Below are 24,483 nucleotides of genomic sequence, written 5' to 3'. Positions count from 1 at the left end.
AAAAACGCCTGCCGGAGGCTGCAATCCACAAGGGATGCTGCTTCCGCCAGGCGTTTTCTATGTTTTATTCTGAACTGCGGCGAGTTTCCTGTTAAGAAAATCGCGGCTTCCCGGAACATCTCGTTCCTCCAGGCCGTGCATGATCAACGGCCCTTGGTATCCGCATCTGAGCAGCAATTCTATATAGTGCTCATAATGTATCAGACCCTGTCCGGCCGCGCCAAAGCGGGTGCCGGCTTCATCCAGCACATCCTTGGCGTGAGCGAGAATAATGTCATGTCCTAGCAGATGGAAGGCTTCCTCCAAAATGGCCGAAAGTTTCTGTGGTCTTCCAGCCGGGTACAGATTGGCGGCATCCATAATGATTTTGAGCCGGGGGGATTGCATTTCGTCCAGCAGGCGGCGTGCTAGCGGGGCGGAAGCCACAACATTAGCCGGCTCAGGCTCGATGGCAAGCTGAACGTTATGCAGCTCGGCGAGTAGCAGCGCTTGCTCCAGAGCGGCTGTCAATGCACGCCAGGCTTCGGGCGAAGCGTTGCCCGGGTGATAGGCCCACATACTGCCAGCGTCCAGTGTGCCGGTACATAGTGTGATTACGGATGTGCCCATGTCCCGGCACGCTGCGGCCAGTACGGCGAGAGAGGTCAGACCCTTTTCCCGTTCCAGCGGGTCGGGATGGATCATATTGAAGGTGCCGGATACGGCTGACATCCGTATTCCCCGTTGTTGAAGCTCTTGCCCGATCCTGCGCGCTGTGGCCTGAGAAAGTTCATCCGGCAAGGAGGGCAAGCCGGCACAGGACATGTTGAACTGGATTTCAGTGAAGCCGAAGCTGCGCACAGTATCGAGCACTTCTGGCAGGGTGGCTCGCTGAAAGGTTTTGGCGAATATCCCGGGATTCATTAGACGCCTCCAGTAACATCGGCCAGCAGGACACGTTCTCCGGTCTGGGCGGACCGGGCGATAGCGGCCATGCCTCGCATCGCGGCAATCCCATCCTGGATATCCGCTCCCTGAAGAGGGACTCCGTGGAGAATGGTGTCTGCGAACCCTTCGGTCTGCAGCTTATAGAAATGGGCATCTGCGCCCAGTGGGCGGCGGGTGACGCCATCCCTGGCAGAGAAGACCTCGACATCACTGGATTTGAACAGCCATGGATTATAGGTCTTGCCGGTGACGCTACCGTGCTCGCCATAGATCTGAAAGCCCTCGTGCCAATCCATGCGCACAGCAACGGTAAGATCGAGATGGCCCATGCTGCCATCGGCGAATTCCACGGCGACGAACCAGCAGTGGGCGCCGTATTTCTGCACATGTCTGGCTTGGACAGCCACGAGCTCCCCGCCCAGATAGCGGGCGGTGTCCAGCAGATGGCTGCCATGTGTGAGCATGTAATAGCGCTGCTTGTCTTCCTTCGGATTGCCTTGCGGCTTCAGTGCTCCGCTGCCGGTTACAGGCAGCGGCATCACGTTATCCGTGACCGTATAACGGTAAGTGGAATCGCAGTACCAGGCTTTCAGCGCCAGCATCTGGCCCATTTCTTCACGGATGAACTTCCGGGCATAGGCAATGCCGGGGTCAAAACGTTTCATATGGCCGACCTGAAGCATTAGCCCGCTCTCCTCGGCTTGCCGCGCCAGCGCCTGACACTCCTCCACAGTCACGCCAAGCGGTTTTTCCACCAGCACATGCTTGCCTGCAGCCAGCGCTTTAGCGGCCATAGGAACATGAAACTGATCGGCAATGCCAATGATTACGGCCTCCACCAGGGGATCGGCAAGCATGTCATCATAATTGTAATAGACCTTCCTAGGGGAATGGACAGTAGCCATGGCATCTGCCAGTTCTTGCGAGATATCGCAGATGGCGTATAGCTCTGTATTACGCCCTCTCCGACAAGCCTCGAAATGAGCAGCCTGGGAGATTGGTCCGCAGCCCAGTACCCCGATGCGCAACAGCCGTTCTTCTTTGATCATGAGAATTCCTCCTGATATTGGGAATAGTAGTTACTAAAAAGTATATGTGCAAAAACGTGCAATATCAATTAAAAAAACGCATCAATAACAGCGATCCATTTTGAAATAAAAACAATTATTGCTATACTAGTGAAATCTGCTATTTTCCAAGCGGAAAACAGGAATCGAAATCATGTTCAAGAGTTAGAGGGGATGTTATGTACAAGGAGACAAACGGGCCGGTATATGCCCAGTTCTATATGGTATCAGGGCTGCTGCTGTTGAAGCTGCTGCTGCTGAGAGTGTTGTTTTTTGACAGGATCGCCTGGGAGTGGGTGGCCGCCGATGCCGCTCCGGTGCTGCTGCTGATGGGGGTGCTGGCTGTAGTGATCCCCCGGCGTCTGAAGTCTGGGGTCTTCTGGACATTCAACATTGTGCTGTCATTGTTGTTCTTCGCGAGTAGTGTGTATTTCAACCATTTTGGATCGGTACCCACCTATCTGGCTCTATACGAGCTGAATCAGGTATTCCAGATCAAGGAGAGCGTGGAGTCGACGATACAGATTATTGACTACCTGTTCTTTATAGATATCGTGGTGTATGCCCTCTACCGTGGGTTACGCAGATGGTTGCGGGGTTCTGCCTATTCGCAGGAAAAATATGTCTCATCTCACGCCCGCAGAGTTCATCTGATCGTGCTTCTGGTATGCGTAATTGGTGGCGCCTGGTTGTCTGCTTATACAATCACGAATGCGAAAGGGATCACGAATGAATTGGTGCAGGCGGAGAGCGCCGGATTCATCAACTATGAGGTAGTGGCTGCGATCAAGGCTAATGCCGATAACGGTCTGATTGGAACCGGGGATATCAAGGAGACCGTCGGCAAAATTAAAGACCTGGAAGCTTCCTATCCTTACCGTGATCAACCGCTCGGGACGATCCCTGATCTGTTTGGCTCACAGAAAGGCCGCAATGTCATTGTGATTCAGATGGAAGCCTTTCAAAACTTTCCGCTGCATCAGTCGCTGAATGGTCAGGAACTGACGCCGGTACTGAACAAGCTTGCAGATGAAGGATTTTATTTTCCCCATGTCTATCAGCAAATTGGTCCGGGGAACACGTCCGATGCCGAGTTCATGAGTAATACGTCTATCTACCCCATTGCTACGTTGGCGATGTCGACCGGGTTTGGAGATCGGGAGCTGCCTAGCCTACCGCGCCTTCTGCGCAGCAAGGGCTATGAAGCCTACACCTTTCATGTGAACAAGGTTGGTTTCTGGAACCGGAATGAGCTGTACCCGGCATTGGGTTTCAATGGTTACTATGACAAACAGAGTTTCAAGAATGATCACTTTAACGCCTTTGGTGCATCGGACGAGCAGTTGTACATCACCGGGGTGGAGAAGCTTGCTGAGCTAAAAGCTAAGGGAACACCTTTTTACGCACAAATGGTTACCGCCTCCAGTCACCACCCATTCAAGATTCCTGATGCCTTCAAAAAAATCAACGTCGAAGGTGATTTGAAGGACACTATGCTGGGCGACTACTTGACGGCAATCAATTACACAGACTACGCCATTGGTACGCTGATTGAAGGCCTGAAACAGAACGGACTGTGGGACAATACGGTGCTTGTTATGTACGGGGACCATTTCGGGCTGCAGCCGAAGGATGTCCCGCCGGAGCAGGTGGAGCAGGCACTAGGGATCAAATATGACTCTAGGATCAGCCGCTTCAACATCCCGCTTATTGTTCGAGTTCCCGGTATGGAGCAGGGGCAAGTGATCAACCGTACCGGCGGACAGCTCGATATTATGCCGACGATCGCCAATCTGCTGGGTGTCTCTTTGGAGGGAGAGGGCTTTACCGCCTTTGGGCATGATCTTCTGAACATGGACCGCAATGTGGTAGGGATGCGCTACTATCTGCCGACAGGCTCATTTTTTAACGATGACATCATGTTCGTGCCTGGAAAAAGTTTTCAGGACGGCGAGGCCATCTCGCTGGATACACTGGAGCCGGTGACGGACTTCAGCAAATATGAGTCCGACTATGATTATATTCTTCAACTAATGGGCTTGTCTGATGAATATGTGAAGCTGCTTCCGCAGCGGTAAGGAGAGATTATGAGAAGATTAGGCCGTCCAGAGACGGTGGTGACGCTGGTCGGACTGGGGATTATTATTTCGCTGTTGTTCCTGGGTCATTTCATTGGAGTGGCTGACAACGGAGATTTCCTGCGCATGATGAGCACTACCGGTCTGAATTACTACGAGGCGAATGAAACGTATGCCGATCGTTTTTTCAGCTTTAGCCATTCCCGGTTCTCGTATGAAAATTTGTTCAAGGGCTTCTATCCATCCTCGCAAATCGTGCTGGTTCTGATTCCGCGGCTGCTCGGTGGGCTGTTCCACGGAAGCTTCTTCGATATTCGTTTGCTGGGTGCAGTGTATGCTGTGTTATTGTTGGCGGCATCCTGGTTACTTGTAAAGCATAACGCCAAGGGCTCATATCTGACAGGGCTTTTGCTGGGTGCGGGTATTCTGCTTGTCTTTTATGACATCGGGTATCTGGCGTACTTCAATTCGTTGTATGGTGAGCCGGTGTCGCTGGTATTTATGCTGCTGGCCTTCGCCCTGGGGTTAAAGCTGACAGCTATGGAAAAGCCGACAACCAAAGTGCTGACCTTGTTCTTCATCGCCGTCGTTTTTCTTACCTGTTCCAAAATCCAGAACGCGCCGATCGGGATTGCCTTCGCGCTTATTTTTCTACGGTTCTCCTTCCTTAAAGGGGAGGAGAACTGGCGAAAGCTGGCGCTGCGCTTCTCTGCCGCGATCTTCGTGGTATCGGTTGTTCTGTACGTGGCTGCGCCGAAGGATCTGAAGCATATCAACCTGTACCAGACGGTCTTCTTCGGGATTCTTAACGAATCGCCGGATGTGCGTGGTGATCTGCAAGACCTGGGATTGCCAGAGCGGCTGGAGGTGCTGGCAGGAACGAATTATTTTCAGAATGATACGGCTATCAAGCAAAATGACCCCTCGTTAGGGCCGGACTTCTACGACAGGGTATCCCATAAAGATGTGCTGTTCTTCTATCTTAAGCATCCAGATCGCCTGATTAAGAATATGGAATATGCAGCGGGCAACAGTATGGCCATCCGTCCGTACTACCTCGGGAATTACGAGAAGACGGAGAATAAACCAGCTGGAGCTTTATCCTACACCTACAGTACTTGGAGCCAATTCAAAAACAAACATATCCCGCATACGCTGACCTTCCTGTCTGTATTTTACGCGGTGTACTTCGCCGTGGCGCTGTTACAGTATTTCCTTGCCCGGGAAACCCGGAGCCGATTGGCGGGGGAACTGCTGATGCTGCTGGGGCTGATTGGCATCTTTTGCTTCCTGGTACCGATCCTGGGCGACGGTCGGGCCGATATCGGCAAGCATCTGTTCATGTTCAACGTGAGCTTCGACATGATGGTTGTTGTGATGTTCGGTTGGGTGCTGCACCGAGTGACCCGGCTGTGGAAACGGAGATAAGGTTAAGTTTGTTCCTCGTAGTTTCCATTGCAAAGAGTAGTTTGTTGCACTGGAGTGCAAGGTCGTTAACATGCGAATAGATTTATTGGAGACACTTTAAGAGGCATCGCCCTCTAAAGTGTCTTTTTGTTATACACCCGTTTTAGAAACTATTTATTTTGAGATTTTTGTGAGTCACTAGTTATACAATGATACTGTTCAGTTGTTTGTGGAGAGGGGACCGACTGGTGAGAACAATCAAATACAGCAAGGCTGTTGGCTTTGCTTTGTTTTTTGTAATAGCAATATCGCTATTAACCGCAATTTATTCCCATACGTTGCCTAACCGGATGGCGCCTCTGGCGAAGCAGGGGGTACTTGATCTGACCCAGTGGGATTTGCACAATAACGGCGTTATCAATCTGGATGGAGAGTGGGAGTTCTATAAAGATGAACTGCTCGAACCCAAAGATTTCGTGCAAGGGCGTGCAGAGAAGGCTGCCTATCTGACCGTCCCGGGTACATGGCGGGGGGAGAGTGAGGGTAGTGGAATTAGCCGTAAAGGCGCCGGAACGTATCGGCTTACCATTTTATTAAAGGATAAGGACGAAGTTCTCGGATTGAAAATACGGAGTGTCCGCATGGCCCACCGGCTGTTCATTAATGATGTGATGGAAGGCGGGAGCGGTACTCCTGCTATGGGTGTCGAAGGTTTCCAGCCGAGTAATACACCCTACACAGTCTTTTTTCATAGTGATACTGCCAAGCTTGAGATTCTTCTTCAAGTCTCTAACTTCAACTTTGTTACCGGGGGCATCGTGAATTCCATTCCATTCGGTACACAGGGACGAATTTCGGAAGTAAGCAGCATTCAGCTGGGGGCGGATATTGGCATTATCTTAATTCTGGCCATGTTCGGAGCTTATCATTTCAGTTTCTATTTTCTGGGGCGAAGAGAGAAGGCTTATCTGCTTAGTGGACTATATTTGCTGCTACAAGCCCTTCAAGACTCCCTATACGGTGAAAAGGTGTTTCAACGTTTCTTTCCGGACCTGCCGTTTAACTTCGTGTATAAGCTGCTGGAAATCAGCCAGTTTCTAGGTGCGATCATCATTTTTATGTTCTTTTGCAGTGTGGAGAGCCGTCTGATGTCTGCGAAAAAGCTAAGGCTCCTCTTATTGCCCTTTGCGCTTTACCTCATTGCAGTTGTCACTTTGCCGTACAGTGTCCACATCAGTGTGAAATATTTTTTGGTGATCTATATGGCGTTTGCGGTGGCTGGACTTATCATCCGGATGATCTACTTGTACATTCGCAATCAGCAGCCGTCCTCCGATCGGTCAGAACTGCTGCTCATTATTGTGGGGGCTTTCGCGCTCTTGGTGTTTCTGGTGGACTCAAGCCTTTATTCCGAGAATGTTATTACCAATGATCTGGTTGGCAAATGTGGGGTTGTCATCTTCATCGTCCTCATCAATATCATGCTGGCCTTACGATTCTCGAATGCCTATGCCAATATAGAGGTGTTATCACGCCGGTTGATGGTCTCCAATCAGTTAAAGGACGAATTCTTAATGAACACCTCGCATGAGCTTAAGACCCCTCTGCATGGCATTATGAATATGACCTCTTACTTGCTGGAGGATATGGAAGAGAATCTACAGCCGAGCCAAAAGCAAAATCTATGGCTGATCAAGGATACGGCAACCAAGCTATCCATGCTCATTGAGGATCTTATTGATGTCAGCCGTCTGAAGCATGGGGAACTGCGTCTGCAAATGACGGTGGTGGATCTTCGTGTCGCTGCCCAGATTGTTATAGATGTGCTGCAGTTCGAGCTTGCAGGAAAAAAGGTAGAGCTGGAGAATCTGGTAGCCCACGATACCTGGGTTCTCGCTGATGAAAGCCGCTTACAGCAGGTGTTGTATAACCTCGTTCATAATGCGATTAAACATACAGAAGAAGGCGAGATCCGGATTACGTGCAGCCTTGCTGAGAACGTAGCTTCCATAGTGGTGGAGGATACGGGAACCGGCATTCCGCTGGACAAGCAGGAGACGATTTTCGAATATTTTGAACAGGTGGAGAAGCCGCTCCCCAAAGATGGCTACACAGGCATGGGCGTTGGGCTATATATCAGCCGTAAGCTGGTGGAGCGTATGGGTGGAGAGATTCGGGTGGAATGGTCCGAGTTGGGGCTAGGGACACGAATGCTTTTCACCATGCAAAAGATGCAGCGGATTCCAGGATATCGTGAATCAGCGGCAACTGCTGAAAATAAGAGATTGGCTCACACTGAGCTAATCTCATTGGATGATATCGATCCGAAACTTGCGAACACCATATTAATCGTCGATGATGAGGCCTCCAATATTCATAGTCTACTCCACATCCTCAGAAGGCATCACTACAATGTAATCACTGCATTCTCTGCCAGAGAAGCCTTGGACAAAATGAACTTGTACCCGGATGTCGACTTGGTGATTCTGGACGTCATGATGCCGGGAATTTCGGGCATTGAATTGTGCCGGACCTTGCGTACCAAGCACTCCATTCTGGAACTGCCGATTTTGTTCGCTACAGTCAAAGATTCGGCTTCAGACCTTGCGCTTGGGTTTAGGGCCGGGGCGAATGACTATGTCACCAAGCCGTTTGATGTGGAGACGCTTATTGCCAGAATACAGACCTTAATAGCGATGAAAACGTCATTCGAGGAGGCGCTTCGTAATGAGCAGGCTTTTCATCAAGCGCAGATTAAGCCACATTTTCTATACAATGCACTAAGCAACGTTATTTCGTTCTGCTATACGGATGGAGAAAAGGCCGCTTATTTGTTGACTATGCTGAGCCAGTATATCCGCTTTATTCTGGACATGGACCGCTCTACCCTGGTTGTACCCTTGCATCGGGAACTGGAGCTCATTCATGCGTACGTTGAGATTGAGAAGGCAAGGTTTGGGGAGCGGTTTGATTACGTGCTTGAGGTGGACAAGGGGCTGGCGTATTTTGAAATCCCTGCTTTAAGTATTCAACCCTTCGTTGAGAATGCTATCCGGCACGGACTGTTTGAGAAGGAAGGACAAGGCAGAGTTAGTTTAACAGTGCAGGCAAGAGAAGAATATATCAAGATTACTGTCGAAGATGACGGGATCGGTATTCCGGATGATTTGCTGTACAAGCTGACCGGCGGGGAAAGAGAGGATGGGGGCATAGGCATTGCCAATGTCAGGCAGCGCGTAGAGCGGATTGCAGGTGCTGCTTTAAGTATCCATTCCAAGCCGGAGCAGGGAACGATAGTCACAATCTATTTGCCTATAGAACAGGGATGAGCAGAAACGAGGGAGGACGAGCATGTTTCGTGCGGTAATTGTTGAGGATGAGCAGCCCATTCTTGAATTGATGAAGGTCATGATTAGTCGAGATCACCATTTCATCATTGCCGGTGCATTCATCCATCCACTGGAGGCGCTGGAGCGGTTGCCGGAATTGAAGCCGGATGTGGTGTTTATAGATGTTGAAATGCCGAGGTTAAACGGGATCGAATTGGCCAACCGAATTTATGCGTTAATGCCGCAGACACAAATCGTATTCACAACAGCCTATAAGGACTATGCCCTGGAGGCGTTCGAGGTACAAGCCCTGGATTATATTCTCAAGCCTGTGACGCCAGCGTCCATTAATCGAGTGCAGGAGCGTCTGAATCACAAGCGTGTGCCTAATAACGAGAGTTTTCAGAAAAAGAGGGCGGCGATCCGCTGCTTTGGTGAATTTGAGATTCGGGATGCTATGGGAAACCCGCTACATTTTCGTACCCGAAGAGCAGAGGAGTTATTAGCATACTTCCTATGTCATCCGGCTACCTATATCAGCAAATGGAGGCTGCTTGACTTGCTTTGGCCGGAGATGACCGAAAAGCAGAGCTTGTCCAATTTTTACAATACGCTGTACCTCTTAAGGAAGATGCTAAGGGAAAATAACTTTGGTATGGAAATCAAGAAGCTCAATGACAGATACATGCTGGATATCGGTGATGTCGTTTACGATGTACTGGCGTTTGATCAGGCTAAAAGCAGTGAGAGCAAAGAGAAGCTCAACAAGGGGCAAGCAGAGCACCTTTGTTCCTTGTATCAGGGACCGCTGCTGGACAACAAGCCATATCTATGGAAAGCTGCCCTGGAAGAGGCATATTTTAAGCAGTACACCGTGCTGATTGGTGATCTCGTTGAACGGAGGATTGCTTCTGGGCACTGGGATCAGGCAGAGGATCTGCTGGAAGGCTACCTGTCTATGTATCCGCTACAAGAGAAAATGCATGTGCTTTTGATAGACATGTATGAACAACGCGGGAAAAAAGAAAAGAGCAGCCGACTTCACCAACAATATTTGGAGGCTTACAGCCAGGAATTTGGAGCTGAAGCATTGGCAGAACTGAAATTGCAATAAGACGATCAGAGGTTGACCGTCAGTACCCAAGAAAGGAGCGATGGAATGGAAGAAGGAAGGACGTTTACTGTAGTCATTGTGGAAGATGAAAAGCCGATTCTGGAGTTGATGAAGGTAGTAGTAGGCAGGAATCCGCATTGTCACATTACCGGCGCGTTCAGCAATCCTATGGATGCTTTGACCAGCCTGCCCGATCTTCAGCCGGACATTGTGTTTCTGGATGTGGAGATGCCGAGGCTCTCCGGTCTGGAACTGGCTCGCAGGATTGATGAGTGCTGCGGAAATACGCGAATTGTATTTACAACAGCCTACAAGGAGTATGCGCTTGAGGCTTTCAATGTCTTCGCCTTTGATTATATTCTGAAGCCGGTTACCCCCGCTGCTATCGAGCGGATTACAGACCGGCTGATAAAAGACGCCGGGCGCTCAGCTTCGTCTGGGGCCATATCCACTTCCGTCCCGAAGGCCTTCATCCGCTGCTTCGGAGGCTTTGAAGTTCGGAACCCGAAGGGGGAGCTTATCCATTGGCCCGCACGGAAAACGGAAGAGCTGTTTGCTTATTTACTATGTTATCCCAATCAGGAATCCAATAAGTGGCATCTAATGAATGTGCTATGGCCAGATATGGATGAGGAGCGTGCGACACATAATCTGCACAATACAGTGTACCGCTTGAGGAAGCTGCTGAAGGAACAGGACATCGGCATGAATATTGTCAAAACCGGAGACGGGTATTTTCTGGAGACCTTGCAGGTCTCCTATGACCTGCTGGAAATGCAGCGGAGCAGCCCTGCTTTGGCTGATGCTACGGAGGATGTGACCTCGCTGGAGACTTTATGCGATCTTTACCGGGGCAGCCTGCTTGATCGGAAGGATTATCTCTGGAAGGTAAAATTGGAGGAAGGCTGTGCCAAGCAGTATAAGGTACTACTCTATCAACTGGTACGGCGCCAAATGGCTAGAAAGGACTGGGCTCAGGCTGAGCAGCGCCTAGAAGCAGGCCTGCTGGTCTACCCGCTTGAGGAAGATATGCATCTGTTGTTGCTGGAGGTATATGCGGCAAGTGGCAAGCCGGAGCGTGTTGTGAAGCACTATGCAGGTTTTGAGGAGCAATACCGCAAAGAATTGGGACTCGGGCCACCACAGGAAATGAAGAGATGGGTGGATGCTTATTTGAGCGGCCAGTAACTGTGGCAGTCTTATAGTAGAATTCAGAAATACGAAATACCCCCTAGAGGAAGTTTCCGAGCTGACTTCCTCCAGGGGGTATTTCTTTACAAAAATGGCACTATCTCCGCAACTAACAGCATTTTTGTACCTTAATTTTATGAAATATAAATAAATAAGGCATATAAGTGCATTATCGTAGCTTATTTTTTAAGAAAGTACGCTGAAAGGCTTATTGTGGAAGAATTAACGTACAATTTTGCATTTAATTACCACTGAAGTTTAGCTGCAGAGTATTTAGGGTACAAAAATGCCGTTAATTACACTTGGGAAATAACAGCGACCAGAAGTCCAGATACTCCACTCTCCACTGAAGTAACGATCAAGCCTTGCGTTTGGTTTATAAATTGAGATCTCAAGTACGTCTTACATAAGTTTGGATCTTAAGTTCGTCTTATATAACAATCTATCATTTCTCGCTTTAAGTCCCTCAGGAGCTTTTAAACTCTACCTGTCTAAAAAACTTACTCATCATCCACGAGCAGTTCCCGCAGCATCTTCTCGCGGTCATTCATGAATGCTTTGGTAACAGTGAAATGTTCAGTCTCCTCCAGCGTGACCTTGCGCATTCCCTCGCTTTCCAACTGAAAGATATCCGCGCCGGGATAGGACATCAAAATCGGAGAGTGGGTCGCGATAATAAACTGCGAGTTCAGCTTCACCAGCTCATGCATCCGTGCTATTAGTGACATTTGGCGTACCGGAGAAAGTGCAGCTTCCGGCTCATCGAGGATGTAAAGGCCACGGCCGCCGAAGCGATGAACAAATGTAGCGAAAAAAGACTCGCCATGGGATTGCTCATGCAGTGACTTACCACCATACGAATCTTTGATCTGCGGTGAGGGAGCCTGTTGCTCGTCCAATTCATCTATATATGAAGCGACATTATAGTAGCTCTCCGCCCGCAGGAAGAACCCGTCTTTAGGACGCCGGACGCCGCGGGCAATTCTGAAAAACTCGTAGAGCGACGAATGCGAAGCACGGGTGTTGAACGAAAAGTTCAGGGTCCCACCTTCGGGATTAAAGCCCCAGGCAGAAGCGATACCTTCCAGCAGTGTTGATTTTCCCGTCCCGTTTTCCCCTACCAGAAAGGTAACTTGTTTCTCAAACACAAGACGCTCCAGATCACGTACGGCTGGCAAATTGAAGGGGTAAGAGCCGAAAGAGGGAACTTTATCCCGCAGCAGCTCCGCGTGTCGTAAATACAGCGTGGTATTGGCGTTATACATGCATGATTACCTCCCCATAGGTCGAACCAGGCGGCAGCACAGTATTTCTCCCGAACCTGATAATCCCTTTATTATAGCAGTTTGGCAGGAGTGGATACATTCTGCATTGGTGTGTGCCAAGCCGGGCGAAAGACAGGGGGCATCTGCCAATTTATGCGTGCTACAGACAGATGTCCATGAGGCGGGTGCTGACTCCGCATATAGTACACTGTCTTGAGAATACGACAGGGCAGGGTGAAGGCCGTGACAGCTAAAATTAGAAAGGCGCATAACCCCGAATACCTCGATGGTTACCACGAGGGATACCGTCTAGGGTTATGCCAGGCCGTGCAAGGCTTAAACCCGCCGAAAGCGGAGGCATGCCGGCCATTTAAACTCATGTATGTACCTCAGGGTTTCGAAGCCATTGATACCGGTGTGAAGGAAGCTTTGCAGCAGCTCGTCAGCGAATTGGTGGTTAGTACGCCTGAAGCTATGTATGAAACCGCCGTTCGGGAACGACCGGAAGCGGTGCTTGTCATGAACGGGCTGCATGTGTTTCCGGAGAACCATCTGGAACAGATTGCTGCCATACGGGGGCTGGGCATTACAGCGGCGATCTGGTTCGTGGATGATCCTTATTTTACAGAGGACACCGCGGTCATTTGGCGGCATTACGACCATGTCTTTACGCATGAACTGGGTGCTGTGGAATTTTATCGTTCCCTTGGAGCGGCATCTGTACATTATGTGCCCTTGTGTGTGAACACCGGCATGTTCCATCCCCGCCGCACCGGGCCTCAGTACAAATACGATATCGTATTCATCGGTAATGCCTTCCGCAACCGGACAGAACTGTTCGACCAGTTGGCTCCTTATCTGAGCACCAAGAAGGTATTGATTGCAGGAGGATTCTGGGAACGGCTGGGCCGTTATGATCAATTGGCCCCGTTCATTAGGGACGGGTTTATCCCACCCGCAGAAACTGCAAATTATTACAGTGGTGCTAAACTTGTCATCAATATTCACCGACCGTGGGAGAACGGACAGGATAATCGCAATACCCATCAGCTTCCTTCCCGGTCTATCAATCCGCGCACCTATGAGATCAGTGCCTGCGGAACGATGCAACTGACGGATGTCCGGGAGGATCTGGGGCGCTTTTATAGCCCTGGCTATGACATTGAAACGTTCAGTTCCGCAGAGGAACTGAAACGAAAGATGGACTATTATCTGCATCATGAAGAAGAACGCCGCCAAATTGCGTTACGCGGACTGCATACCACGCTGCGAAATCATACGTTTACTGCCCGCCTGCCGCAACTGCTGGATGTCATTGCCCCGCGAAAATAAATCTATTTATGAATAAAGGAGCGAGAAGCTGATGAGCAATAACTTTGTACTCCCTACCCCCCCGCTGCCTCTTACACCTTCGGAAAAAGAAAAACTGCGGGGACGGTTAACCGGCTTCAAGACAGGGCATGACGAAGGGTATCTGCGAGGCCGGCTGGCAATTCTCCACGGTAGACCGGAGGAACCGCTTCCTGTGCGCGATATTCACGTTATGTATGTAGCCTCAGGCAAGGGCTATCCTTACTCTCCTCTGGACGAAGCCGTAGTTGCGGCTCTGCAAAAGCTGGCCACCCGGGTAACAGTGACAGATGTTCGTCAGAACTTGGTGGAGCTGGCAGGGGCAAATCACCCGGATCTGGTGTTAGTCTTGGACGGCATGGACCTGCCACTGGAGCAGATTAACGTGCTGAGAGGCTACGGTATCCGCACGGCCATCTGGCTCACAGATGATCCTTATTACACGGACTTTACTTTGAAAATCGTACTGCATTACGACTACGTATTTACTTTGGAGCGCAATTGCATTGATTTCTACAAAGGACTGGGCTGCCAGCAGGTTCATTATCTGCCATTCGCTGTCCACCGGGAGCATTATCATCCGACCACGACACGCTCACCGATCCAGCGCGATATCAGCTTTATCGGCTCCGCTTACTGGAACCGGGTCAACTTCTTCCGTGAACTCCTGCCTGATTTAATGAAGTACAACACGGTCATCAACGGAATCTGGTGGGACCGTTTGCCGGAGGCTCCGCAGTATGGCGATCGGATTGAGATCGGGAAGTGGATGTCCCCGCAGGAAACAGCGCTTACTTACAGCGGCTCCAAAATCGTCATCAACCTGCATCGGTCACATATCGATGAGGATGTCAACAACAATTCACTGGGTATTACGGCCGTTTCTCCGAACCCGCGCACCTTTGAAATTTCCGCAAGTGGTACGCTGCAGCTCTGCGATGCCAGGGATGACATGGGGAACTTTTATAAGCCGGGTGAAGAGATCGAGACCTTCGCCAGCCCGCGGGAAATGATGGACAAAATTCGCTTCTACCTTACGCATGAAGAAGAGCGCCGCGAAATTGTACTCCGTGCCTATGAGCGGACGCTGAAGGAGCACACGTACACCAAACGTCTAAATCAATTGCTGACTATTATCTATGGCTGAGCGAAGTCAGGCGAAGGACAGGAATGTGCTTTTGCCGGGTGAACAAATGCCGGTGCCGGGAGTAGATTTTTATCAATATACTGAATCACCGGATTCAGCATTTGCCTCTGAAGGAATAGCCTGGCTGATGGATATTGTTGTACAGGGAAGGGCCCGGTCAATGGAAGAACGTTGGCCGGACTCCGGATAACTTTTAGGAGGTGAATGGCCGCTCCCAGCCTTGGGTAAAGGAGCGCCAAGACGCCATGGCCGACAAAGCTACAATCGTCCTTTTTTCTCATGTCTCCAATACACGAAGCATTACCGGTGCGGAGAAGCTGCTGCTCTTCTTCGGCCGTGAGCTGTCCCGTTTTTTTGACTGCATCCTGGTTGCGCCGCATGAAGGGAAGTTGACCAGGCAGGCTCGGAGCTTTGGGCTGAATGTACAGCTTATGCCGATCCCTCTTTTGTATGGAATGTACACTCCGTATGCAGGCCTTCCAGCCGATGCCCGTCAGCTGCAGGAGAGCAGAGAATATCGGGAGCTAACCGACTGGCTGGTCGTTCTGCGTCCGGCTTTTATCATCACCAGCACCTGTGTGCATGTACTCCCGGCCATGGCCGCCAAGTCGCTAGGCATTCCCGTAGTATGGAAAATCTCGGAGGCCATAACGGACAATGAATATACAGGAATCAGTGTCGATCTGATACACCGCAACAGTGACGAGATCCTGGCTATCTCGCATACGGCGGCAGCCTGTTTTCCGCACGAGATGATGGTCGACAAGGTCACGCTGCTTCCCCCGTCATGGAATGATGAGGAGATGATGGCAGCATCCTGGAGCAAGCTGCGGGGCGAACGGAGACTGGAGCTGCGGGTACAGCCGCACCAGAAGCTGGTCGGCTATATATCTTCCTTCATTAATAAGGAAAAGGGACTGGAACATTTCGTAGATATGGCGGTAATCGTAGCGGCCGCACAACGGGATGCCAAGTTTCTCGTCATCGGGACACCAGGGGATAAGAGCTTCTATGACCGCTGTGTCCGTAAGGTGAAAATGGAGGGCCTCCACTCCCGCTTCCAATTTGTTGGCTATGAGAATTGCCTGCCGGCAGCTTATTGTGCGATGGATGTCCTCGTTGTACCCAGTCTCATCCGTGAGGGCTTCGGGATGACAGCCCTGGAGGGAATGTCCTTCGGTAAACCTGTCGTGGCCTATGCTTCCGGAGGACTGCAGGAGATTCTGCAAGCTGGGGGCTGTGGTGATTATCTGGTCCCGGTAGAGAATACCGTGGCACTGGCTGATGCGGTAAAAGCGCTGTTGGCGGAGCCTGGTCATGCCGCCGCCATAGGGAACAGGGCACGCGAGCTGGCCGAGGCCGCCTATGGCCCGGCAGCGTACCGCATGCGCCTGCATGGACTCGCGGAGAGGTGGAACCTCCGCTACTGCAGTTCGCCGCCGGCTGCGATCCCCGTCGCAGCGGTGCCTCCGCCCGGACCTGCGGTCCCGGGCGAAAGCGAGCCTCCCGCCGCCGCCGAGCCGCGGCGGGGAACTTCGCGCCGCGCGTCCCGGCTGCGGCGCCGCAAGATCCGGCGCGGCCGTCTGCGCCGCGCCAAGGACCGGGCGCGCCGGCGCGGGCGCCCGTCCGCCATTCGCCGCGCGTCCCGCAAGCGGCGGTCAAAACCCGCCGCCCGGCGGAAGCGGTCCGGCGGCAAGCGTTCCGGCAGCAAGCGCCGCAGCAGCGCCCGCCGGACCAAGGGCCGCCGCAAGGCGGCGTAGGCCGCGCCAGGGGAAGCGCGGTCTCTCCGGCCGGCCGCTTCAGATCCTTGGCGGCCGGAACGGAATTATACACAAAGCAGGGGAGTGAACTCATGAAGATCATGACGATCTTGGGCACACGGCCCGAAATTATCCGTCTCAGCGTAATCATTCCGCTGCTCGATGAGCACGCGGAGCGACATGTACTGGTGCATACCGGCCAGAACTTTACCTCCAGCCTCAGCGGCATCTTCTTTGCAGAACTGGGCCTGCGGGCACCGGATTATGTGCTGCAGGATAAGCAGGCAGGGCTTGGTGGACAAATGGCTGCTATGTTTGGCGGATTGGAGCCGATTCTGCGGAAGGAACAGCCGGACCGTATTCTGCTGCTTGGTGATACCAACAGCGCATTGTGTGCGATTCTGGCTGAGCGCATGGGAATTCCGGTGGTGCATATGGAGGCGGGAAATCGTTGCTACGATTTGAATGTGCCCGAAGAGAAAAACCGCCGTGTCATCGATGCGGTTTCCACCATTAATATGCCTTATACACAGCAGAGTAAAAGACATCTTGTCAGTGAAGGTTTCCCCACGAACCGGATCGTGCTGACCGGAAATCCGATCCATGAAGTGATGACACATTATGAAGCCCAGATTGGCGGGAGTGATATTCTAGACCGTTTAAGCCTTACGCCTAGTCAGTATTTCCTGGTTACGGCTCACCGGGCTGAGAATGTTGACGATCCTCACTCGCTTGAACAAATTATGTCTGGTCTGAATGAAGTTGCCGAGCATTTTGGAATTCGCCTGATCTGCAGCATCCATCCCCGCACACGCTCTAGGCTTACAGAGCAGCTCTCGTTATCCATGCACCCACTAGTTGAATTTCATGAGCCTTTCGGATTTTTTGATTTTGTTCATTTGGAGCGGCATGCGTTGTGTGCAATCAGCGATAGCGGCACGGTTCAGGAGGAATGCTGCCTGATGGGGGTACCGGCCGTTACCATTCGCAAAACCACTGAGCGCCCGGAGACGGTGGATTGCGGAAGCAATGTGGTGTCCGGGGTGAATCGGGACAGCATTCTGCGCTGCGTCAAGCTGATGACCTCGCTTCACCGGGAATGGGAGGCACCGGAAGGCTATAAAGCCCCGGATGTCTCGGCTAAAGTAGTCAAATTTTTGCTTGGAGGGAACCTGCATGTTCAATAATAAACGGATTCTGGTCACCGGCGGCACCGGTTCCTGGGGGCATGAACTGATCCGGCAGCTGTTGCCGCAAAATCCGCGCGAAATCATAGTATTCTCCCGCAGCGAGTCAGCCCAGGTAGCGATGAGCCGCGAGTTTGAGGATGATCGTCTCAGCTTCACTATTGGCGATATCCGCGATAAGGATGCCCTTACCGCGGCCTGCCGGGGGATCGACTATGTATTTCACCTGGCAGCACTGAAGCATGTTCCGGTCTGTGAAGATCAACCCTATGAAGCTTTGAAGACCAATGTAGTCGGCACACAGAATGTGATTGAGTCGGCGATTACGAACCATGTGGAGAAAGTCATCTATATTTCTACAGACAAAGCGGCCAACCCGTCCAACTTCTACGGAATGACGAAAGCGATTGGGGAGAAGCTGATCGTGTATGCCAACCTGCTTGGTTCAAACACACGGTTCGTAACGGTACGTGGTGGCAACGTGCTTGGCACGAACGGCAGTGTTGTGCATCTGTTCATGAAGCAGATTAAGGATAAAGGACAGGTGCGCATTACAGATATGGGCATGACGCGTTTCTTCCTGACTCTGCGCGATGCTATTACGCTGCTGTTCAAAGCTTCGGAAGTCAGTGTCGGCGGTGAAATCTTTGTCATGACCATGCCGACCTGCCGGATCGTCGATCTGGCTGAGGTACTGATTGAGGCTTCCGGGAAAGAGGATGTCAGCATTGTTGAAACAGGCATCCGGCCTGGTGAGAAGATCCATGAAATCCTCATGAGTGACTTTGAAAGTATGACAACAGTAGTCTATGACGAACAGTATCTGGTGATTTTGCCAACGCTGGATATGCCGGAACTGAAAGAGCATTACAGCCGTTACCCGCATGTCTCCTTTAATAGCTTCAGCTCCGAGACCAATCTGATGGAACAGGATGAGATCAAGGACATTTTGATCCGGGGAGGTTTTCTCCAATGAAGCTGCTTATCCTCGGTGGAAACGGTATGGCAGGGCATATGCTCGTGAATTATTTTCGCCGTCAGGGCAAGCACAGCGTCTTCTATACAACCCGGGATAAACAAGATCTCAGCGGGCTGTATGTGGATGCCGACGATATCGCCGGGGTAGAAAATCTGGTCGATATCGTCTCCCCTCATTGTATTATCAATGCCATGGGGGTGCTTAACCAGTTTGCAGAGCGTGACAGAATCGGAGCTTACCATGTGAACGGGTTTCTGCCACACCGCCTGCGGCGTGTGGCGGATGAGGTTCATGCGCGGCTGATTCATATCAGCACCGACTGCGTGTTCGAAGGAACACGCGGCGGTTATGCCGAGGACGACACTCCGGACGGGACTTCAGTATACGCGATTACCAAAAGTCTTGGTGAGGTGCGTGAACCGGGGCATTTGACCATTCGTACGTCTATTATCGGGCCCGAAATCCGCTCCGGCGGGATTGGATTACTAGAGTGGTTCCTGGCCCAGACGGGCCAGGTCTCGGGTTATAGCCGGGTAATGTGGAACGGGGTGACCACCCTGGAGCTGGCTAAAGCCATAGATTCTTTGCTGGATTCTACTGTTTCTGGTCTTATCCATCTTGCCCACCCTCAGCCGCTAAGCAAATACCAACTGCTGCAGCAGATTCGTAAAGCTTTTGACAAGCGGGATGTGGAGATTGTTCTTGAAGATATGTACGTGCAGGACCGTACACTGCTAAGCACAAGACCTGACTTCAGCTGGGATTTCCCGACGTATTCAGTGATGCTGGCGGAGCTTGCGGAGTGGATGAATCCGCCGGAAGCGACCCTATGAACGGGCGCAGATTGCTTATCACCGGAGCAGGGGGATTTACTGGACGCCATGCAGTTCGCAGCTTCGCGGCAGAGGGAGCGCAGGTCACGGCAGTGTTGCGCCGCCCCGGGAATGATGGGGGCTCCAGGGGAGCTGCCCCCATATTCCCGGAAGGCGTTCAGGTGCATTACTGCGATTTGAGCGACAGGAAAGCTGTTAATGAAATGATCCAGATGGTCGCACCGGATGAGGTTTTGCATCTCGCGGGCAAAAATTCGGTGCCGGAATCCTGGCGTGACCCGCTGCTATATATAGAAAGCAATGTAATGGCCACTCTCTACCTTCTGGAAGCCTTGCGGAGCCTGCCTCAAAGCCGAATTCTGGTGGCAGGCTCGCGTCTCAAGTTTAAGGCAGGCACGGCGGCCGGACCGCCGCATCCTTACAGTCTCAGCAAAACATTGGAGGAACTGGCGTCACTGGCCTGGGGAACCTTGTTCCGGCAACCGGTGCTAATGGCTGAACCCTGTAATCTGATTGGCCCCGGTCCCTCCACCGGGTTTTGCTCATTATTGACCCGGTATATTGTCAATCTGGAAGCAGGGGGGAAGCCGCCCCTGTTCAAGCTTTCTTCCCGGTATGACCTTCGTGACTTTCTGGATGTACGTGATGCGGTCAAGGCTTACAGTGTGATTTTGAATAAAGGAGAGACAGGAACGGTATATAAGATCGATTCCGGCCGCCAGCGTTCCCTGGGCGAGATCGCGGAGCATCTGGTCAGCCGCTCGGCAGTAGCGGTGCCGTTGGACTGGGGCCCAGAAGCCAGTGAAGCACAGGAGCAGAACGCGCTGAACGCGCTGGATCAGACGCAACGAGAGGATTCCGGGGCAATTGTCCCTGATGTCCAGGCTACACCAGAAGTGAATGTAGCCACGTTAGGATGGAAGCCGGAGATCGGTCTGGAGACCTCGCTCACCGATATCCTGGTCCATTATCGAACCAGCAGGGAAGGAGGATTAGTATGAACAATCCGAAAGTGTCAGTCATTATCCCTTTTTATAATTGTCCTTATATTGAACAGGCGCTGCAAAGCGCATTGTCACAATCCTGGCAGCCCTATGAAATCATTCTCGTAGACGATGGTTCGACGATCCATCAGGAGCGGATTACTCCGTATCTCCCTTACATTCACTATCTGGGAAAGAGCAACGGGGGAACGGCCACCGCTCTGAATCACGGTATTAGGCAAGCTACGGGTGATTATATCGTCTGGCTGAGTTCAGATGACTTGTTCTATCATGACAAAATCAGAAATCAGGTTCTGTACATGGAACAGAACAATTTGCTGATCTCCTATACTAATTTCAATTATATTAACGGACAATCCCAATTGATTAAGCTGGATGCGGCAGCGGTATTTCCAGACCACCTTGCGTATCTCCGCTGCTTCCTTCAGGGCAATCCTGTAAATGGCTGTACGATCATGATCAAGAGAGAATTGTTTGGAGCCATTGGTTACTTCGATGAATCGTTGCCCTTCACCCACGACTATGACTTGTGGTTCCGGGCAATACTCAATGGCTATCCTCCGGTGCTGCTGAATCAATCCCTGACCGCTTATCGTCAGCATGATGGTATGGGCACGATGAAGCATTACGATGCCATTTTGGCCGAAGTGGCTGTAACCACCAATCGCTATCAAGCTCCACTCCGTGAACTGATCTCCTCTATGGGAGGCTAATTATAAGAGAAGGACAGGACTAATTATCGGGAGATTCCTGGAGGACTATATGACCCGTGCAGCGTCCTCCGCCTGCGCGGGTCTCCTTTAAGGGACGGCACAGATTCTACGGAGGCCGTACGTTTAAGGTGGAGGAGGTGAGCACATGAATAATAAATCCAGGGTTTCGGTAGTCATTCCCTTTTACAATTGTCCTTATGTGGATCAAGCGCTGGAGAGCGTTCTGGTTCAGAGTTATACCGACATTGAGATTATCGTCGTTGACGACGGTTCTACGGTCCATGTAGAGAAGCTTGCGCCTTATATGGATAGTATTTTATATATCCGTAAGGAGAACGGTGGCACAGCTTCGGCGCTGAATCAGGGCATTAAGGCGGCAACCGGAGGCTTTTTTGCCTGGCTCAGTGCTGATGATATTTTTCACCCTGACAAAATCAGAAGACAGCTGGAAATGCTGCGAAGCTCCGGTCTGTCTTTTAACCATACGGCCTATTATTGTATCAATGAACGGGGAGAACGGATGAGCGAAGCGGTGAGTTCCCCGTTTGTCAGCAAAAAGCATTTGCTGGAGACGATGATGACAGGTTGTACTGTGAATGGCAGTACGGTGCTGCTGGATATGGACATTTTTCGTAAGCTGGGGCTGTTCAATGAGGCATATTTGTATACTCATGACTATGAGTTATGGCTTCGGCTGCTGCCTTATTATGAATGGTCTTTCATTGAAACGCCGTTGCTCAATTACAGGGTGCATGAGGCTATGGGCTCTGTGGTTCACAGTGAAGCGCAACGTCGGGAAATTAAAAGGCTACAGGCCAAGTATCGCATGCAGATTCTGCGTTTGCTGCGGAAGGAGGACAGTAAATGAAGCTGACGTTTCCGATTCTGACCTTGTCCAAAGGCGGGGCACAACGGATGCTGGCTGAACTCGCCAACCGTCTGGCTGAGTTCGGTCATGATGTGACGGTCCTTATGGCCCGAAACGGGATTGTGGAATATCCTATGATATGCAAAATCATTCACTCCTCGGGTCCGGTGGGCATCAGCGCTGCTGATTTCCCCTTCAGTGATGTTATTGTCTCTAATTATTACAGCACCGTGGCAGTATCGCAGCAGGCCAGCGAAGCGGGCAAAGGCATTCACACCCGGCTGACGCTCTGCTATGAACCTACTTTTTTGCCGGATAATAACGCGTCCTTCGCCTCCTACAGCGTGACGAGTAACCTCTTCGTCCTCTCCAATTGGCAGCAAAGCCTGGTGCATCTGGTCCATGGTATCAAAGGCCGGATTGTGCCCATTGGTGTGAACCCTGACTTCTATAATATGAAACTCCGCAGTCAGGGAGGTAGACGGCTCATTGTTTCCACGATCTTACGCAAGCCTGAAGGGGGGTTCTCCGACCACCGCGAGCAGGCTTATCTGATCCGGCAGTTGAACAAGGTGAAGGAGTGCCACCCCGAGGTGGATATCTACCTGATTATCCCGCCGCGTGAATTTGCCGAGTCAGCGACGCTGCAAGAATTCCTGCGTGATCCGGGCTACCATATTCGTACACCCGCCAATGATGCGGAGCTCTGCTACCATTATAATGAGAGCGACATTTTCGTCAGTGCCAGCACGCATGATGCCGGCTCTCTGCCCGGGCTAGAAGCCATGCGCTGCGGTGCGGCGCTCGTAACCACCTATGCGGGCGGGAACATGGAATATTGCAGCCCTGGCGAGAACTGTCTGATGTCCTACCGTTATGAAAACAAGTTGGCTGAGGATGTGCTGAGACTAATTGAGGAGCCGGAATTACGTAATAAGCTTGCCCTTAGAGGTGAACAGGATTCGCAGCGTTTCACCTGGCAGCAGAGTGCTGAAATATTACAGCGTGAGCTACTTGAGATTGTGTCACAATAACGAAACGTCAATCCTTTGCCTGAGGCATATAAAAAGAACCTTCAATCCCGCGTCTGTGGAATGAGGGTTCTTTAAGCTGGATATAGCGTATTGGATGCGGCTTTGAGGATTTAAAAAATGGAGAAGGAGTTCAGCATCTCGCGAAAGGACTGGCTGTATTGTCCCGAACCGAAGCTGGCGACCATATGGTCTCTGCCCTGTTTGCGGATGCGGCTTCGCAGCTTGTTGTTATCCATCAGCTCCAGCGCTTCGGTGACCGCGGTGTCGACATCACCCAGCGGATAGAACTTCCCGGTCCGGTTATGCACGATAAAGGAACGGACACCGTCAGAATCTGTACTGAGCACAGGGCAGGTACAGCAGACGGCTTCCGCAACGGCATATCCGAAGCCTTCGGTAACCGAGGTAGACAGGAGGAAGCCCCCGGAATTAACAATGGAGGAATAGTACACCGGCATGACCCCGTTGGGGATATTGGTAAATACACTAAGCCGGTCTTGCAATCCCAGTAGCTGAAGCATCACGTCAAATTTCTCTTGCTCTCCCACTCCGGCCAAGGCGGGATCATGGAACATCCAAAGATGCAGATTTGGCTTATGGATCCGGAGTTGATAGGCGATCTCCAGATATTCGCGCCAATTCTTGTTGCTCTCCAGCCGGCCTACCCAGGCAATGACCGGGTCGACTGGCGGATCATTTGGAATATGCTTGAAGGTGTTTACATCGACAAGGTTTGGAATGACAAAGCGCTGCATCCATGGGCAGATTTGCATGAACAGCTCCATTAAATGATCTGTGGGGGGGATCAAAATCGCATTACAGAAGGACTGTAGAAAGGGGACAGCTACTTTAATCAATTCCTCTGCTTCATGTCTTTTTCCCAATCCCTGGGCCTCATAAATGAGGATTCCTCTATAACCGAGCATGCGGAGTCGTTCCAAGAGGGCAAAGTCTGATGTTACGATAATGGCATCATAATAATTGGATCTGATAATTTTAGTGATTTCTTCATCCGTGGAACCGATAAACGTCGGAAAGGCTGCTCCGTTATCCTCGCCTGATCCCGGCATGAGATACAGCAGATGGCATTCAATTCCGCTCCGCTGCAAGCTCTCGCATCTCAGCTTGTTCAGTGTTTCGACCCCTCCGCTGGGTACATAAAACGTAAATAAAACCTTCAACGCTCACCCCTCCTGACTATTTTGTAACGGTATCGTCGGACCCTTCTCG

Annotated in this window: 20 protein-coding genes; 16 read left to right on the top strand and 4 right to left on the bottom strand. The window is 51.3% G+C overall.

What is annotated here, in order from left to right:
- Nucleotides 1-57 precede the first annotated feature (57 nt).
- Nucleotides 58-903 carry a sugar phosphate isomerase/epimerase family protein gene (locus tag ACFVU8_RS22455; RefSeq protein WP_387430298.1) on the bottom strand — a complete coding sequence of 282 codons (846 nt, stop codon included), beginning with the start codon at nucleotides 901-903 and terminating at the stop codon, nucleotides 58-60.
- Complete coding sequence (locus tag ACFVU8_RS22450; protein ID WP_387430296.1) at nucleotides 903-1,976, bottom strand: Gfo/Idh/MocA family protein; 1,074 nt, start codon at nucleotides 1,974-1,976, stop codon at nucleotides 903-905. The genes ACFVU8_RS22455 and ACFVU8_RS22450 overlap by 1 nt, the downstream gene beginning before the upstream one ends.
- A 197-nt stretch (nucleotides 1,977-2,173) precedes the next feature.
- Between ACFVU8_RS22450 and ACFVU8_RS22445 the strand changes: the two genes are divergently transcribed.
- The 5 genes from ACFVU8_RS22445 to ACFVU8_RS22425 all read left to right on the top strand — a co-directional run bounded on the left by ACFVU8_RS22445 (nucleotide 2,174) and on the right by ACFVU8_RS22425 (nucleotide 11,110).
- Nucleotides 2,174-4,072, top strand: coding sequence for an LTA synthase family protein (locus tag ACFVU8_RS22445; RefSeq protein WP_387430294.1), 1,899 nt, complete (start codon nucleotides 2,174-2,176; stop codon nucleotides 4,070-4,072).
- Between the two features lie 9 nt (nucleotides 4,073-4,081).
- Complete coding sequence (wsfD, locus tag ACFVU8_RS22440; RefSeq protein WP_387430292.1) at nucleotides 4,082-5,500, top strand: glycan biosynthesis hexose transferase WsfD; 1,419 nt, start codon at nucleotides 4,082-4,084, stop codon at nucleotides 5,498-5,500.
- A 227-nt stretch (nucleotides 5,501-5,727) separates the two neighbouring features.
- On the top strand, nucleotides 5,728-8,808 hold the full coding sequence (locus tag ACFVU8_RS22435; RefSeq protein WP_387430290.1) for a hybrid sensor histidine kinase/response regulator: 3,081 nt from the start codon (nucleotides 5,728-5,730) through the stop codon (nucleotides 8,806-8,808).
- Nucleotides 8,809-8,830: 22 nt separating this feature from the next.
- The gene (locus ACFVU8_RS22430; protein WP_387430288.1) at nucleotides 8,831-9,922 is read left to right on the top strand and encodes a response regulator; all 1,092 of its coding nucleotides are present in this window, start codon (nucleotides 8,831-8,833) and stop codon (nucleotides 9,920-9,922) included.
- Between the two features lie 45 nt (nucleotides 9,923-9,967).
- Nucleotides 9,968-11,110, top strand: coding sequence for a response regulator (locus tag ACFVU8_RS22425; RefSeq protein ID WP_387430286.1), 1,143 nt, complete (start codon nucleotides 9,968-9,970; stop codon nucleotides 11,108-11,110).
- A 503-nt stretch (nucleotides 11,111-11,613) separates the two neighbouring features.
- On the opposite strand, the gene ACFVU8_RS22420 is transcribed toward ACFVU8_RS22425, so the two are convergent.
- A complete protein-coding gene (locus ACFVU8_RS22420) occupies nucleotides 11,614-12,378 on the bottom strand; it encodes an AAA family ATPase (protein WP_379469347.1) in 765 nt (254 codons plus the stop codon).
- A 243-nt stretch (nucleotides 12,379-12,621) separates the two neighbouring features.
- Between ACFVU8_RS22420 and ACFVU8_RS22415 the strand changes: the two genes are divergently transcribed.
- The 11 genes from ACFVU8_RS22415 (at nucleotide 12,622) to ACFVU8_RS22365 (ending at nucleotide 23,253) form a co-directional block, all read left to right on the top strand.
- The gene (locus ACFVU8_RS22415; RefSeq protein ID WP_387430285.1) at nucleotides 12,622-13,710 is read left to right on the top strand and encodes a CgeB family protein; all 1,089 of its coding nucleotides are present in this window, start codon (nucleotides 12,622-12,624) and stop codon (nucleotides 13,708-13,710) included.
- 31 nt (nucleotides 13,711-13,741) lie between these two features.
- A complete protein-coding gene (locus ACFVU8_RS22410) occupies nucleotides 13,742-14,875 on the top strand; it encodes a CgeB family protein (RefSeq protein ID WP_379469343.1) in 1,134 nt (377 codons plus the stop codon).
- Nucleotides 14,868-15,065, top strand: a complete 198-nt coding sequence (locus ACFVU8_RS22405) for a hypothetical protein (protein ID WP_379469341.1) — start codon at nucleotides 14,868-14,870, stop codon at nucleotides 15,063-15,065. Before ACFVU8_RS22410 ends, ACFVU8_RS22405 begins: the two co-directional genes overlap by 8 nt.
- A gap of 55 nt (nucleotides 15,066-15,120) precedes the next feature.
- Complete coding sequence (locus ACFVU8_RS22400) at nucleotides 15,121-16,635, top strand: glycosyltransferase (RefSeq protein WP_387430284.1); 1,515 nt, start codon at nucleotides 15,121-15,123, stop codon at nucleotides 16,633-16,635.
- A 92-nt stretch (nucleotides 16,636-16,727) separates the two neighbouring features.
- The gene (gene wecB, locus ACFVU8_RS22395) at nucleotides 16,728-17,822 is read left to right on the top strand and encodes a non-hydrolyzing UDP-N-acetylglucosamine 2-epimerase (RefSeq protein ID WP_379469337.1); all 1,095 of its coding nucleotides are present in this window, start codon (nucleotides 16,728-16,730) and stop codon (nucleotides 17,820-17,822) included.
- Nucleotides 17,812-18,798, top strand: coding sequence for a polysaccharide biosynthesis protein (locus ACFVU8_RS22390; RefSeq protein WP_379469335.1), 987 nt, complete (start codon nucleotides 17,812-17,814; stop codon nucleotides 18,796-18,798). Before wecB ends, ACFVU8_RS22390 begins: the two co-directional genes overlap by 11 nt.
- On the top strand, nucleotides 18,795-19,634 hold the full coding sequence (locus ACFVU8_RS22385) for a dTDP-4-dehydrorhamnose reductase family protein (protein ID WP_379469333.1): 840 nt from the start codon (nucleotides 18,795-18,797) through the stop codon (nucleotides 19,632-19,634). The genes ACFVU8_RS22390 and ACFVU8_RS22385 overlap by 4 nt, the downstream gene beginning before the upstream one ends.
- Nucleotides 19,604-20,635 (top strand): NAD-dependent epimerase/dehydratase family protein, encoded by a 1,032-nt coding sequence (locus ACFVU8_RS22380; RefSeq protein ID WP_379469331.1) that lies wholly within the window; start codon nucleotides 19,604-19,606, stop codon nucleotides 20,633-20,635. Before ACFVU8_RS22385 ends, ACFVU8_RS22380 begins: the two co-directional genes overlap by 31 nt.
- Complete coding sequence (locus ACFVU8_RS22375) at nucleotides 20,632-21,351, top strand: glycosyltransferase (protein WP_379469329.1); 720 nt, start codon at nucleotides 20,632-20,634, stop codon at nucleotides 21,349-21,351. The genes ACFVU8_RS22380 and ACFVU8_RS22375 overlap by 4 nt, the downstream gene beginning before the upstream one ends.
- 145 nt (nucleotides 21,352-21,496) lie before the next feature.
- A complete protein-coding gene (locus tag ACFVU8_RS22370) occupies nucleotides 21,497-22,219 on the top strand; it encodes a glycosyltransferase family 2 protein (RefSeq protein ID WP_379469327.1) in 723 nt (240 codons plus the stop codon).
- Nucleotides 22,216-23,253, top strand: coding sequence for a glycosyltransferase family 4 protein (locus tag ACFVU8_RS22365; protein ID WP_379469325.1), 1,038 nt, complete (start codon nucleotides 22,216-22,218; stop codon nucleotides 23,251-23,253). The genes ACFVU8_RS22370 and ACFVU8_RS22365 overlap by 4 nt, the downstream gene beginning before the upstream one ends.
- 110 nt (nucleotides 23,254-23,363) lie before the next feature.
- Here ACFVU8_RS22365 and ACFVU8_RS22360 read toward each other — a convergent pair whose 3' ends face one another.
- Nucleotides 23,364-24,434, bottom strand: a complete 1,071-nt coding sequence (locus ACFVU8_RS22360; RefSeq protein WP_379469323.1) for a glycosyltransferase — start codon at nucleotides 24,432-24,434, stop codon at nucleotides 23,364-23,366.
- Nucleotides 24,435-24,483: the final 49 nt, after the last annotated feature.

The sequence above is a fragment of the Paenibacillus sp. NPDC058177 genome, from assembly GCF_042883835.1.
Taxonomy (GTDB): Bacteria; Bacillota; Bacilli; order Paenibacillales; family Paenibacillaceae; genus Paenibacillus_AQ; species Paenibacillus_AQ agri.
Note: the sequence above shows the minus strand (reverse complement) of the source record. Positions and strands in the feature narration are given on the sequence as shown.